This window comes from Formosa bonchosmolovskayae (genome assembly GCF_051016085.1).
Lineage (GTDB): Bacteria > Bacteroidota > Bacteroidia > Flavobacteriales > Flavobacteriaceae > Formosa.
This window is the reverse complement of record NZ_CP174605.1, coordinates 1739597-1754282: the sequence shown is the minus strand read 5'-3', so window position 1 is coordinate 1754282 and position 14686 is coordinate 1739597. Positions and strand designations below refer to the sequence as shown.

Annotated in this window: 16 protein-coding genes; 1 reads left to right on the top strand and 15 read right to left on the bottom strand. The window is 33.8% G+C overall.

The window, feature by feature from the left end:
• Positions 1–6: 6 nt before the first annotated feature.
• Complete coding sequence (locus ACKC83_RS07375; RefSeq protein ID WP_434037572.1) at positions 7–1383, top strand: mannosyltransferase; 1377 nt, start codon at positions 7–9, stop codon at positions 1381–1383.
• Between the two features lie 199 nt (positions 1384–1582).
• Here the strand turns inward: ACKC83_RS07375 and ACKC83_RS07370 are convergent, their stop codons facing one another.
• From ACKC83_RS07370 to ACKC83_RS07300, 15 genes are all read right to left on the bottom strand, one after another.
• Positions 1583–1810 carry a hypothetical protein gene (locus tag ACKC83_RS07370; RefSeq protein WP_414036330.1) on the bottom strand — a complete coding sequence of 76 codons (228 nt, stop codon included), beginning with the start codon at positions 1808–1810 and terminating at the stop codon, positions 1583–1585.
• 29 nt (positions 1811–1839) lie between these two features.
• A complete protein-coding gene (locus tag ACKC83_RS07365; RefSeq protein ID WP_414036331.1) occupies positions 1840–2157 on the bottom strand; it encodes a hypothetical protein in 318 nt (105 codons plus the stop codon).
• 15 nt (positions 2158–2172) lie between these two features.
• Positions 2173–3147 carry a deoxyhypusine synthase family protein gene (locus ACKC83_RS07360; protein ID WP_414036332.1) on the bottom strand — a complete coding sequence of 325 codons (975 nt, stop codon included), beginning with the start codon at positions 3145–3147 and terminating at the stop codon, positions 2173–2175.
• Positions 3137–4075 (bottom strand): agmatinase, encoded by a 939-nt coding sequence (gene speB, locus ACKC83_RS07355; RefSeq protein WP_434037571.1) that lies wholly within the window; start codon positions 4073–4075, stop codon positions 3137–3139. Before speB ends, ACKC83_RS07360 begins: the two co-directional genes overlap by 11 nt.
• Positions 4065–5465: an arginine decarboxylase gene (locus ACKC83_RS07350; protein ID WP_414036334.1), complete on the bottom strand. Its 1401-nt coding sequence runs from the start codon at positions 5463–5465 to the stop codon at positions 4065–4067. Before ACKC83_RS07350 ends, speB begins: the two co-directional genes overlap by 11 nt.
• Before the next feature lie 343 nt (positions 5466–5808).
• Positions 5809–6666, bottom strand: a complete 858-nt coding sequence (locus ACKC83_RS07345) for a pseudouridine synthase (RefSeq protein WP_414036335.1) — start codon at positions 6664–6666, stop codon at positions 5809–5811.
• 66 nt (positions 6667–6732) lie between these two features.
• Complete coding sequence (locus tag ACKC83_RS07340) at positions 6733–7638, bottom strand: geranylgeranylglycerol-phosphate geranylgeranyltransferase (protein WP_414036336.1); 906 nt, start codon at positions 7636–7638, stop codon at positions 6733–6735.
• A 47-nt stretch (positions 7639–7685) separates the two neighbouring features.
• The gene (locus ACKC83_RS07335) at positions 7686–8615 is read right to left on the bottom strand and encodes a mevalonate kinase family protein (protein ID WP_434037570.1); all 930 of its coding nucleotides are present in this window, start codon (positions 8613–8615) and stop codon (positions 7686–7688) included.
• Between the two features lie 250 nt (positions 8616–8865).
• Positions 8866–9957 carry a diphosphomevalonate/mevalonate 3,5-bisphosphate decarboxylase family protein gene (locus ACKC83_RS07330; RefSeq protein ID WP_434037569.1) on the bottom strand — a complete coding sequence of 364 codons (1092 nt, stop codon included), beginning with the start codon at positions 9955–9957 and terminating at the stop codon, positions 8866–8868.
• 4 nt (positions 9958–9961) lie between these two features.
• Entirely contained in the window at positions 9962–10498 is a 537-nt protein-coding gene (locus ACKC83_RS07325) for a DUF1697 domain-containing protein (protein ID WP_434037568.1), read from the bottom strand.
• The gene (locus tag ACKC83_RS07320; RefSeq protein WP_434037567.1) at positions 10495–11712 is read right to left on the bottom strand and encodes an NAD(P)/FAD-dependent oxidoreductase; all 1218 of its coding nucleotides are present in this window, start codon (positions 11710–11712) and stop codon (positions 10495–10497) included. The genes ACKC83_RS07325 and ACKC83_RS07320 overlap by 4 nt, the downstream gene beginning before the upstream one ends.
• Positions 11709–12398: a glycerophosphodiester phosphodiesterase gene (locus tag ACKC83_RS07315; protein ID WP_434037566.1), complete on the bottom strand. Its 690-nt coding sequence runs from the start codon at positions 12396–12398 to the stop codon at positions 11709–11711. Before ACKC83_RS07315 ends, ACKC83_RS07320 begins: the two co-directional genes overlap by 4 nt.
• Positions 12399–12401: 3 nt before the next feature.
• The gene (locus tag ACKC83_RS07310; RefSeq protein ID WP_434037565.1) at positions 12402–13277 is read right to left on the bottom strand and encodes an acyl-CoA thioesterase; all 876 of its coding nucleotides are present in this window, start codon (positions 13275–13277) and stop codon (positions 12402–12404) included.
• 188 nt (positions 13278–13465) lie between these two features.
• Positions 13466–13987, bottom strand: coding sequence for a porin family protein (locus tag ACKC83_RS07305; RefSeq protein WP_434037767.1), 522 nt, complete (start codon positions 13985–13987; stop codon positions 13466–13468).
• Between the two features lie 259 nt (positions 13988–14246).
• The gene (locus ACKC83_RS07300; RefSeq protein WP_414036345.1) at positions 14247–14681 is read right to left on the bottom strand and encodes a hemerythrin domain-containing protein; all 435 of its coding nucleotides are present in this window, start codon (positions 14679–14681) and stop codon (positions 14247–14249) included.
• Between the last annotated feature and the right edge of the window lie 5 nt (positions 14682–14686).

The following is a 14686-nucleotide window of genomic DNA, read 5'->3' as shown; positions in this document are numbered from 1 at the left end:
TTTATTATGACTACAAATTATTCTGTTAAAAAAACGCCAATAATTAGGATAGTACTTTTTTTGAGTTTAATCTGTTTATACGTTCTTTTTGGATATTATTTAGAGCGTACAGAATATTTTAAATTAATTAGTCTTTATGCAGCATTATTCTTTGTAAGCTACAAGATTATACAATTAAACAGTGGGACCAATCGTCCTTTATTTATTGTATCCCTATTAGCCCGATTTGTTTTCTTAATGGCCATTCCTAATTTATCCCAAGATTTTTATCGCTTTATTTGGGATGGGCGCATGATTTTTGCTGGTTATAATCCTTATCTACATACACCAGATTCGTTTTTAACAAACGGTATTTTCCCTATACCAGATGCGCAAGTTTTATATAATAAAATGGGACCGCTTAGTGCTTCACACTTTACCAATTACCCGCCTGTAAGTCAGTTTTGTTATTATTTAGCAGCTGTAGTGTCTAACCACTCTATTTTAGGTTCGGTTATCGTGATGCGAGTACTTATAATTGCAGCCGATTTTGGAACCTTTTTCTTCGGAAGAAAACTATTAAAAAACCTAAACCTCCCTGCATCCTATATTTACTGGTATATTTTAAATCCGTTTATTATAATAGAACTCACTGGGAATTTGCATTTTGAAGGTGTAATGATTTGCTTTTTAGTGATGAGTTTATACTTGCTACAAAAGTTAAAATGGCAATGGGCAGCGGTCGCTTTTTCCCTATCGGTGGCTACTAAGCTAATTCCGCTTATTTTTCTCCCGCTTATATTTAAACATTTAAATTTGAAGAAAGGTTTTCTATTTTGTGCACTTGTAGGACTTATTAACATCGCATTATTTCTTCCTTTTATTAGTTCAGAATTTATTACCAATTATGCAGGAACCGTTGGTCTCTGGTTTAGAAATTTCGAATTTAATGCCAGTATTTTTAATATTGCAAAAGGGATTGGCTATGCCTTTACAGGTTACAATCCAATAAAAATAGTTGGACCTATTATGGCACTATTGGTAATAGTATATATTGCATATACCACGTATAAAGCCCCTTTAAAAGACCTGAAAAGCCTTATATTTAATATGCTTTTAATTATTTCTGTATATTATTTTACAACCACTACTGTCCATCCTTGGTATATAAGCCTTCTGGTTATACTCTCGGTGTTTTCTGGATACAAATATCCTTTGGTTTGGAGCGCAACTCTTATGCTTAGTTATTTGGCCTATGCGAGTGCAGACAATGAAGAAAACTTGTGGATTATTGGCTTGGAATACATTTTCGTGTATGGTGCTTTTATTTATGAAGTGATATTAAAGAACCAAATTGGTCGCACGCCAATGGAGACATTGGAACCACATACAGATCGTTCCTAATTACAATTTTATTCGTTTTACATATTATAAAACATCACATTTTAACTGTATTTGTCACATAAAAAAGGGTTAAATAATCTTTCAATTATTTAACCCTTTTTGGCTGTTATGTTCTTAAGTTTTAAGACAAGATATCTTTAGCGTTACTTTTTATAAGAAAGCACACTTTAAAATATATAAGCTTTTTTTAAAAATTCGTTTACGAAATGAGCTTTAAGCTATCTATTCTATAAATAACATCGTCGTTCGCATCTGGAACTTCGACAAATGTTATTTTAAAAGTTTTATCGATATAACTTTCATCATGCTTTAAATCGAATTGTTTTAAAGCTCGAGGATGAATCTCATCGAAAATCATATCCTCACCATTTTCAAACATAAATGTGTACAATCCGTCTATATAAGACTGAAAAACAGCAACCTTCATTTTAATTTATTTTATTATATTATATTTTTTTAATCATTGTCGTCGTCTTCATCCTCGTCTTCAATAGCTTCGGCATCTGCATCGTCTATCTTTACTTCCTCGAAATCTACATCATCGTCATCGATATCTTCTTCGATATAGTTTTCCATCGCTTGAGCTAAACGCACACCCACCTTAACTAAGTAAATGGTGTCTTCTGTTCTTACTTCAACGGCTTCGACAGTTTCATTTTTTGCATTCTTAAAGGAAATTATATCTGCATCATCATAACCATCAGGAAATTTTTCAACTAGAAGATTTAAAATATCTTCATTTAGCTTTTGGTAGTCTACAATTATTCGTTTCATTTTTTATAATAGGGGTTACATATCTAATAAATAGGCGAAAATTAGTGGCGCCACTATGGTTGCATCACTTTCAATAATAAATTTAGGAGTGTCTATATCTAACTTACCCCAAGTTATTTTCTCATTAGGTACTGCTCCTGAATACGATCCGTAACTGGTGGTAGAATCTGAAATCTGACAGAAATAACTCCAGAATGGTGTTTCCGGACGCTCCATATCTTGGTATAACATAGGCACAACACAAATTGGGAAATCTCCTGCAATTCCTCCTCCAATTTGGAAGAAACCAATGCCGTTTTCAGAATTATCTGTGTACCAATCTGCTAAGAATGTCATGTATTCTATACCCGATTTCATGGTGCTGGCTTTTAATTCGCCTTTAAGCACATAACTTGCAAAAATGTTACCCATAGTACTATCTTCCCATCCTGGACAAATAATAGGTAGGTTTTTTTCTGCTGCGGCATACATCCAAGAATCTTTTAAATCGATCTCGTAGTACTCTTCTAACACACCAGACAATAACATTTTATACATATACTCATGTGGCAAATAACGTTCTCCTTTAGCTTCTGCTTCTTGCCATATTTTGAAGATATGTTTTTGTAAACGTCTAAACGCTTCTTCTTCTGGAATACAGGTATCTGTTACACGGTTAAGTCCTTTTTCTAATAAATCCCATTCGTCTTGAGCCGTTAAATCACGATAATGAGGCACACGTTTGTAATGTGAATGTGCGACCAAGTTCATGATATCTTCTTCTAGGTTAGCTCCTGTACATGAAATAATTTGCACCTTATCTTGGCGAATCATTTCTGCAAAGATTTTACCTATTTCGGCAGTACTCATTGCTCCGGCTAGGGATACTAACATTTTAGCACCTTTGTTTAACTGGTCTTCATACCCTTTAGCAGCATCTACTAGCGCAGCGGCATTAAAGTGTAAATAATATTTTTCTATAAAATCTGAAATTGCTCCTTTAGTACTCATCGTCTTCTATGAATTTAGATGTGTTATTTTTTGTTTTTTTACTTTCGAATGTATTGTCGTAGTCATCATCTATATTTTCATCCATAAATTTATAACTCAACATTTTATAATACAACTTTGCTGCTAAGAAATCTGAAGATTTCTCCTTCTTATTAGGGCAAAGTTCTACAATATCGAATCCTACAACATTTTTCTCTTCGAATACTTTCTTTAAAAATTCTAAGGTTTCGTACCAAAATAATCCTCCTGGTTCTGGCGTCCCGGTACTTGGCATTATAGACGGATCTAAAGCATCTAGATCGAATGTAATAAACACGTTATCCGTCATTTGATCGATTGCACTATCCATCCAAAATTCGTTTGTGGCTAACTCGTGTGCGAAATAAGTTTTATCCTTATCCATAACAGTAGTCTCGATAACATCCATAGAACGAATTCCAACTTGAATTAAGTTGGTTGTTTGACTGGCTTCGTAAACAGCGCAAGCATGATTACAAGACGACCCGTGATAGGTTTTACGTAAATCGGCATGCGCATCGATATGCAATACTGTTAAGTCGTTAAAACACTCGTTAAACGCTCTAATAGACCCTATAGAAATAGAATGCTCTCCACCAAAAAGTGTGACAAACTTATTCTTCTTAATATATTTTTTAGTGACTTTATGAACCGCATCCACCATAGCTTCTGGAGAACTATTCTCACGAACAGCATCGGCCAAAAACACACCTTGTTGGTATACCTCGGTTTGTGTTTCAATATCGTAAGTTTCCATGTTTTCTGAAGCATCTAAAAAAGCCTCTGGCCCTTTATCTGCTCCTTTTTGCCATGTACTTGTCCCATCGTAAGGCACTGGAATTAAAACAATCTTAGATGTTTCTAATTTTGAATAATCTTCAGGAATTCCAGCATAAGTTTTATTGCTCATTGTAACCTAATATTTTAAGTAAGTCTTCACTTTTTTGTTGTTCTACAAATAATTTTTTTGTGATGTTTCCATCGGCATCTTTATCTATTAAAATATGCTTTGGAGTCGGAATTAAACAGTGCTGTAAGCCTCCAAATCCACCAATAGTTTCCTGGTAGGCGCCTGTATTAAAGAATCCGATATATAATGGTTTATCTTTATTATATTTTGGCAAGTAAATCGCATTCATATGCTGTTCACTGTTATAATAATCGTCGCTATCGCAAGTTAATCCTCCTAATAATACACGTTCGTAACTTTCGTGCCAACGGTTAATTGGTAACATGATAAAACGTTTATTTATTGCCCATGTATCTGGTAAAGTTGTAATGAAAGACGAATTAATCATGTTCCATTTCTCACGATCGTTTTGTTGCTTCTGGTATAATACCTCATAAATAGCACCGCCACTTTCTCCTACTGTAAAACTACCAAATTCTGTAAAAATGTTTGGCACATCGACTTCTTCTTCTTCGCAAACCATTTTGATTTGATTTAAGATTTCGTCAACCATATATTCGTAATCAAAATCGAACGCTAATGAGTTTTTAATCGGAAATCCTCCACCTATATTTAAACTATCTAAAGATGGGCACACCCTTTTTAAAGACGTGTATACCTTTAAACATTTTACTAATTCGTTCCAGTAATAGGCATTATCACGAATTCCAGTATTTATAAAAAAGTGAAGCATTTTAAGCTCGACTTTCGGATTATCTTTAATCTGACGGTTATAAAAAGGCACTATATTCTTATAGCCAATTCCTAAACGCGATGTATAAAATTCAAATTTTGGTTCTTCTTCCGAAGCGATACGAATCCCTACATTAAATTTACCCTTAATTTCTTGAGATAATAAATCGATTTCTTCGTAATTATCAATAATCGGAATTGCATTTTTATGCCCGTTATTAATTAATCGTGCAATGTTAGTTATATATTGCTCACGTTTAAAACCGTTACTAATAACGTACGTCTCATCTGTAATTTTCCCTTCTCTTTTTAAATTCTCAACAATATCAATATCGAATGCCGAAGAGGTTTCTATATGAATGTCGTTTTTTAAAGCCTCGTGTAAAACATGTTTAAAATGCGAACTTTTGGTACAATAACAGTAGTTATACTTTCCTTTATAGTCGTTCTTTTCTATGGCCTTTGCAAACCATTGTTTAGCACGAGAAATATTATTTGAAATCTGAGGTAAATAGGTGAATTTTAATGGCGCACCATATTCTTCAACCAATTCCATTAGATCTATATCGTGAAACTGAAGCGTTTTATCTTCTAATTTAAATTCTTCTTGTGGGAAATAAAATGATTGATTTATTAAATCAATATATTTAGTATTCATGGTAATTTGATATAATAATTAAAATAAACATTTAAGATACACAGTATTATCTGTGTAGAAAAATAAATAATATTAATTATCTATCAAATTTGTATTTGACTTTGGGTTGTAGGCATAAAGCCAAAGACATGTTGGCTTTTAATTATGGAGTATGCGGAAGTTAGCTCTAAAATTCGGTTGCTTATCCTATAAGCGGCTTTTGAATATGACTTCCTAATTTTCAAAAGCCCGAACACACAAACAATTTTCATTATGTTCAGCTAATAGCTTGTACAAATGTGCTATAAAAAATCGAAAAAAAAAGATTTTTTTCGATTTTTTTTAAAAACTTTTAAAACCTGATTTACAGCATTTTAAGATTCACAATTTCTTGTTCTGTTAAGTGCTTCCAGTGTCCGCGTGGGATATCTTTTTTAGTAAGTTGTCCAATACTAACACAATCAATCTTTACGATATCATATTTTAAATAATCGAAAATTGTTCTAATGATTGTACTACCTGTATTTTTAACTTTTAATCCGATTTCTTTTTTAGAACCTTTATCTATATAACTTATTTCTTCTACTGCAACAAGTTTACCTTCTACTTTAAAACCTTCTCTAATTTTAGTGAAATCTTCGTGTTTTAAATTTTTATCAAGTTCGATATGGAATAATCTAGGAACGCCATTTTTAGAATTCGTAAACTTACTCACGATATCCTCGTCGTTTGTAAATAGAATAAGACCTAAAGAATTTCTTCCTAAACGTCCGATTGGTTTTATTTTAGAAGAGGTTGCATTAGCAACTAAATCCATTACTGTACGCCCTTTACCCTCGCTAGTTGTAGTAGCAAAACCTTTTGGCTTGTTAAGTAATACGTAGGCTTTCTTTTCTGGGTTTACGCGTGCACCATCAAAACGAACTTCGTCTTCCAGTTTTACCTTATAACCCATTTCGACTACCACTTTACCATTTACAGATACTAAACCTGTAGCGATATGCATATCGGCGTCTCTACGAGAACAAATACCCGAATTGGCAATGTATTTATTTAAACGGATTTCTCCGGGATTCGAATTTTTAGGTGCAGACTTTGGCTTATCTGTAACCACCTGTTTTTTAATAGGCGCATTTCCTCTTGCATAACTTGTATTTCGTGTATTTCCTGTTCCACGTCCTGAAGCTTTTCCTTTATTGTTGCTGCCTTTTTGCTTATTCATTGTGCTATATTTATTTTGTGCAAAGATATACTAAATTTACGATTTTTTATTTTTATACAAATCCTTTTAAAAAAGTCGGTTTAACACCAAATCTGTATCGATTAACAGGACACTAAACACACCCGAGAAAATGATAAATTTTAGAATATTATGAAGAATTAAATAGTGTTTTCTAGAGCTCGAATTCCATAACAAAACCAAAAACATAGCCAGGAGAAACATCATGAAATAAAAGAAATAATACATGTGGCCAATTTCGTATTTAGCTAATAAAAAATACGTGGGTACTAACGTTAAGAACACCAAAACGGTAAGCATTATTTTAGAGTATTTCTCGCCATAAACTATAGGAATCGTTTTATAACCCTGCGCTAAATCTCCGGGCATATTCTCCAAATCTTTAGTTAATTCTCGCATAGATATTATTAAAAACAGATACATAGCATGTACAAAAATAACATGCTCGAAATTCTGATAATACATAAAAATAGCGAAAAATGGAGTAATAGTTAACACAGCAGAAGCTAGATTCCCTATAAAAGGCATCTTTTTTAATTTATGCGAATAAAACCAAATTGCGAAAATATATAAGGCAAAAAAGAGTACGGCTTTAAACGAAACATAACTTGCCATAACAACAGCTAGTAAGTTAAGAACAAAATAAAAAGATAGTTTAACATTCTGACTGATTAAACGATCGAGCATAGATTTTTGAGGCCGATTGATTAAATCTTTTTCCGAATCGTAGAAGTTATTAATAATATAACCACCCGCTATAGTTGCCGAAGAAGCCAAAACCAGCATAAATAAATTAAGGTCGAAAACAACCTCCCGAACCGGCTTATCATGCGCGAGAATATAAACTGCCGTTACATATTGGGCAACAACAACCATAAGCACATTATATCCTCTAACCACAGAAAACATACTGAAAAACTTCAATAAAATATGTTTATGTTTTCTAGAGAACATAGCTACAAATTAAAAAAAATGAAAATTAAAAACGACTGTACTGCCGACTAGAAATTATATACTACTTCTAGTTTATGACCGTGAAGTGCTTGTTTTGCTTTTTCAAAATCTTCAGCAAAACCAAGAATATAACCACCACCACCAGAGCCACAAAGCTTTAAGTAATAATCGTTAGTATCTAAACCTTTTTTCCATAAATCGTGAAACTGTTGCGGAATCATAGGTTTAAAATGATTTAAAACCACTTTAGATAATTGCTTTGTATTTTTAAACAAGGATTTCATATCTCCTTTTAAAAAATCGTCCACACAAGCATCGGTATGTTTTACAAACTGATTTTTAATCATATTTCTAAAACCTTCTTGCTTCATGTTTTCCATAAAAATATGAACCATCGGAGCTGTTTCTCCAACAATACCACTATCTATTAAAAACACAGCACCTTTTCCATCACTCTTTTGCGAAGGAATACCTGTAGCTTCAATATTATCTTTAGAATTAATTAAGATAGGAATACTTAAATAACTATTTAAAGGGTCTAAACCTGAAGATTTTCCATGAAAGAAAGATTCCATTTCAGAGAAAATAGATTTTAATTTAAATAATTTTTCACGTGTAAGATTTTCAAGAACCGTAATTTTATCTTGTGCATACTTATCGTAAAGTGCAGCAACCAATGCACCACTACTTCCAACACCGTATCCTTGAGGAATAGACGAATCGAAATACATGCCCGCTTCAATATCCTCGTTTAACGTTTTTAAATCGAACACTACTAAATCGGCACTAATAGTACCCAAATATGTTGCGTAACGCTTTAAACTTTGGTTAGAACTAATAGTTTTATCAGTTGGTGTGGTAGCCATTTTTAATGCGCCATTATAAAAGTTATAAGGAATAGATAATCCCTTGCTATCTTTTATGATACCATATTCACCAAAAAGTAAAATTTTAGAATAAAATAAAGGTCCTTTCACGTAATTTTAATTAAAATTAACATTGCAAAGCTAATGATTATTATTCACATATTTTCACCCCGTTAAAAATTAATAAAACAGACGCTTTCTCCCTCGTTTTAAAAGTGTTAGAAACGCCAAGCGTTATTACATTTATGATAATAATTATCAGATTAAAATCATATTTCTAGATAAAAACACATACTAAACTGATTATTTTTAGTTTAGATAAAATACAATCTAAAAAACAATGCTTGCTTAATATACCACTTTAATGACTCATATTTATTTGTTTAGCCCCAAAACCTATTTCGTCGCAAATAAATTGTCCGTTTTGGCAATGGCTAGCTAATTCCGTTTTAATGAATTTTAAGATGACTTCAGCTTGAGATTTCGGATACAACACATGTACGTTAGCACCGGCATCTAAAGTAAACCCAATATGTAAACCCGTTTCTTTTCTAAACGCCCAAATTTTATTAATCACCTCTAACGTATTCGGTTTCATTAATATAAAATAAGGCATACTCGTCATCATCATAGCATGTAAGGTTAACGCCTCACTTTCTATAAGTGCGATAAACGCATCTAAATGTCCAGATTCTAAGATAGGTTTCAGACTTGCTAAATTATCATGAGCTTGTGCAAAACGTTGCGTTGCAAACGGATGTCCGTGCATTAAATTATGCCCCACAGTACTACTTACTTGCTTTTCACCTTTATCGACTAACAATATAGTATCCTGATAATTTTTAAAATTCTCATGCACTGCATACGGATATTTCACACCGAATAAATCTGAACTGCCTTCAACCGTTTCATTTTCGCCCCAAACAATTAAGTCGCCTTCAATACTTCTACAGGCAGAACCCGAACCTAATCGCGATAAAAATGAGGCTTTCTGATTGAAAAAGGTAGCAGTCATATCAGGCTGAAGTTGTTGCTCTAAACTCATTAAACACAATGCCAAAGCACTCATGCCTGAAGCAGACGAAGCGATTCCAGAACTATGCGGAAAGGTATTTGAGGTTTCGATTTTAAAAGTATAATCCTTTAAAAATGGTAAATACACGAGAACACGCTCGAAAAAAGTTTTAATTTTTGGCTGAAAATCCGGTTTATGTTCTCCATCTAAATAAACCTTAAAATCGAAATCTGAAGTCGTTTCCTTTTTAGTATACGATAAAACTGTGGTGGTTTTACACGCATTAAGTGTGAAACTTATAGATGGATTTTCAGGAATCTGATCCTTTTTCTTACCCCAATATTTTATAAGTGCAATATTGCTTGGAGACTCCCAAGACACGGTTCCTTCGGTAATGTCTTTAGAATAGACTTGAGGAATAAATTGTTGTTCGGTCATGAATTTATAAATCTGAGCACAAAGATAACAACTTCTGCATCGTTTTAAAATTTCTTGTGGTTGCCGAGACTTTTAATTTCCGTTCAAAAAAATTGTTATTGCATTTTGCTTTTCCATAACCGTGTTCCGAATAGAAATACACACAAGAATCTGCAATGACAAACGTTTCACCGACAACAGTTTCTTTAGAAACGGATTCCACAGCATCAGACTTTGGAATCTCTCCCAAAAGCGTATAATAACTGTTTGATTTCTGTGCTTCTGAAAACGGATTAGAATCAAAAATCTCTTGAAATTGCAATTGACTTTTAACTAAAACCGGCACTTCAAATCCGAAGACATTTAAAATGGATTCTGAAATCTTAGTTTCTAAAATTAATGTATGTTCCTCTGAAGATTGAAACACCACATTCCCACTTTGTATATACGTTTTTACATTTTCGAAACCTAAATCGGACATAAGCGTTCGTAAATCTGCCATCGGGACTTTTTTCTGTCCCGACACATTTATTCCACGTAATAATGCAATGTATGTTGTCATGCCTTACTAGAAATTGCTTTAGACACAATGTAAGCACCTGTCCAGGCATTTTGGAAATTAAATCCGCCAGTAACGGCATCTATATTAATAACTTCTCCCGCCAGATACAGATTTTTATGCAGTTTACTTTCGAAAGTTTTAAAATTGATTTCTTTTAAATCGACCCCTCCTGCGGTTACAAATTCTTCTTTAAACGTACTTTTACCATCTACTTTAAAAACAGCTTGCGTTAACTGTCCGGCTAAACCCTCTAACTGATTTCTATTAATATCGCCCCAACGGCTATCTTCTGTCATTTCTGAAGCCAACACCAATTGTTGCCACAAACGTTTAGGTAAATCGAATTGCGGAAATTTAAACACCGTTTTCTTTGCCGAATCTAATTTTACTTGTTTCAGTTGCTCTAAAACATCTGCTGTAGCTTGTTTTACAAAATTAACTTCAACCTCAAATTTGTAATCACGTTTTGCTAATTCTAATGCTCCAAAAGCCGATAACTTTAAAATCGCTGGGGCACTCAAACCCCAATGTGTGACTAACAAAGGTCCTTCAGAATATAAATCTGTACCTAAAACTTTAACCTCAACATTCTGAGCCACGACACCAGGAATATCTTTTAAACGATTATCTTTTATATTAAAGGTAAATAAAGACGGTACAGGTTGCGAAATGCTATGCCCTAAACCTTCTAATAATTTCCATATTTTAGGACTACTTCCGGTAGCAACTAATAGTTGTTCGGCTTTAAAATTATCGTGATTGGTTTCTATTTCCCAAGCCTCATCACGTTTAGAAATTGTTTTTACACCCTGATTGGTTAAAACATCAACGTTATGCTTTTTAGCTTCAAAAAGAAAACAATCGATTATAGTTTGCGACGAGTCCGAAACCGGGAACATTCTCCCATCCTCTTCAATTTTTAATTCCACGCCACGTTCTCCAAACCAAGCCATGGTATCTCCCGTCATAAACTGATGAAATGGACCCAACAATTCTTTTTCTCCTCTGGGGTAATATTTCACTAATTCTTGAGGTACAAATTCGGCATGCGTTACATTGCAACGTCCGCCACCAGATACTTTCACTTTTCCTAGAACCTCTTTTCCACGTTCTAAAATGGCGACTTTATATTGCGGATTCTGTTCTGCAATATTTATCGCAGCGAAGAAACCTGCAGCTCCTCCTCCTACGACAATCACATTATATTCTTTCATACCCTATCTGGATTATCAGAAATTATGGCATCTACACCATAATCTTTCATTCTATTTATAGTCGCTTTGTCGTTAACCGTCCACACGTTAACGGCGTAACCTTTACTCTGAGCAAGCTTTACGTTGTCGCGTGTTACAATTGCGGCACCCGGATGAATGGCTCTAGCCTTCACTGTTTCTGCAAACTCTATCGCTTCGGCCATATTTGCTTTAGTTAAAACACCCAACGGAATATTTTTATCAATATTAAAAACAGCCTCTATTTCGTGATGCTGGAAGCTAGACACTAAAAAATCTGAATATTGCCACCCTCGATTTTTAATATAATTCTGAATGGTCTCACAGGTTGCTTTAGCGGTAGATTTACCTTTTAATTCAATATTCAAAATACATTTTCTATCTATCAAATCTAAAACCTCATCTAAAGTCGGAATAGCAAACTGCTTATTTACTTTTAATAGTTTAAGTTCAGAAAGGGCATGTTTTGCCAGTTCCCCTTCACCATTTGTCATCCGGTCTAAAGTAAAATCATGAAACACAATCAATTCGCCAGTTGCACAACAATGCACATCGATTTCTATACCATCTACATTAAAATCTAATGCTTTTTGGATGGATTCTAATGTGTTTTCTGCAATATAGGCTTTAGCCCCGCGATGTCCCATAACCAAACATTTAGACTTCATGTACTAGTCCTGTTTTTTAACCATTGGTCGCATTAATCCTTCTTGTGCCACGCAGGCAATAAGTTTTCCGTCTCTAGAAAAAATATTTCCTTTAGCAAAACCACGAGCACTTGAGGCATTTGGTGTTTCTATGGAATACAACATCCAATCGTCATAATCGAAATCTCTAAAAAACCACATCGAATGATCTAAACTAGCCATTTGGGTGTTTCCAAAGTGAGCTTCACTAGCATGTGGCAATAAGGCTGCAGCTAATATATTGTAATCGGATATATAGGTTAATATTTGTTGTTTTGTAGCCAAATCTGCATCGGCAATTGGCGTTTTAAGCTTAAACCATATGTTAGAATATGGTGGTAAATTCTCCTGTTTTAATGGGTTAATAACCTCAACAGGCTTAAATTCTATTGGACGTTCTATTTCTAAAAAGTGCTTGGTAATTTTTGGCAATACACTACCATATCGCGCTAACATTTCGGTCCAACTTAGTAACTCTTCAGGTTGTTTTAAGTTCGTATTCATCTCTATTTGATGATCGTGACCTTCTTCAGCCTTATGGAAAGAGGCCGCTAAAATAAAAATGGCTTTCCCATTCTGACTTGCTAACACACGACGAGTAGAAAAACTACCACCATCGCGTACTTCATTTACCTCGAAAACTATGGGTATATTTAAATCTCCCGCTTCTAAAAAATAAGCATGAAGCGAATGTAGTATCCGACCATTAGTTATGGTTTTATACGCTGCATTTACCGATTGAGCCAATACTTGTCCACCAAAAACATGAGGACTTCCAATTGTTTTGCTAATTCCTTCGAATTGAGAAGGGGCAATTGTTTTTAAATCCAAAAGTTCTAATAACTCGTTTGCTGACTTCATATAAATAGGGGTTTATTAAATTCAAAATTATTAAAATGATTTTTGAAAGTATCACTTTAATCTGTTTTTATCACATTTGAGCAACTATTAGTGCTACTATTGGCTTCCAAACTTAAACCGAGCTATAACTATTATGCAAAAAACCCAAGCGATTAACTTGGGTTTTAAGACAGAAATTATATTGTATTTTAGAAAAAGAAGTACCCCACCGAAACTTGAAAAACGCCATTCTTATTTGTACCACTAAATCCTTCAACATCATCAATATCGGTTAATCCAATATTGTATCGTGCACTAAAATTAAGACCGTTGTCCAACTTATAACCTAAACCTAAATTCACACCAAAATCTACAGTATTAAAATCGTCTTCTATTCCCAAACCGTCATCATTGGTATTAAGCAAAAACCCTAGTTGCGGACCTGCCTCTAAACTAAAGCCTTTAACCACATAATATTTGGCCATTAATGGTACGTTTAAATAATTTAAAGCGACAGTGTCATCTCCAAAACTATATCCTTGACCAGAATACAAAACTTCAGGCTGAAACGAAAAGACATTTGAAATCGGAATTTCAGCCATAACCCCATAATTAAATGCTGTTACAGTCTCGAAATTATCGGTATAATCTCCAAATACCGAAGCAAAATTAAGCCCGGCTTTCGCTCCAAATTGAACCTCTTGCGCGCTAACGTGTGTGTAACCTAAAATTGAAATAAAAGTGAATAGTAAAAGTTCTTCATCATATTAATTGTTTGATTATTGAATAACAAAAGAATACATTTTCCAAATCCAGAAGCCTTATATTGTATTATAATTAACCTTTTTAACCGTTTTTAACATCCGTTAGAATACAGTTGCACTATTTATATACTTCCTTAAATCGTTTAATTTTTAGACATAAAAAAACACCAAATCGTGTAAATTAATACCGATTTGGTGTTAGAATAAGTTACTAACCAACCTGAAATCACCTATTCTTTTTCATATATGTTGCATAATCTGAAGCTAACTCCGTTTTCTGTTTTTCCGACAAGGTCTTTCCTGCCAATTGAAAAAACGTATGTTCTTCGTCCTCCAAATGATGTTCTACTTTATGTTTTAATTTTTTAGCTATTTTGAGCCATGCGGACGAATCGTATTCTGTGTCTTCCAGTTCCTCGATTAATTCATCGATTTCATGATGTTCTGCAATACCGTGTCTGGAATGCTCTTGCATCATATCTGTAGAGATTAATGGCTTGTAAAAGTGGCGTTCCTCTGCATTTGCATGAACTTCCAATTCTTTTCTCACCGCTTTAAACAGCTCATCTCTATTCTTTGTATCGCCTGAAGACTGCACTAATTTATCTAGTAAATCGCGCTGAATATCATGATCGTGCCGAATCGCTTCAAAAATGGTCATATCTA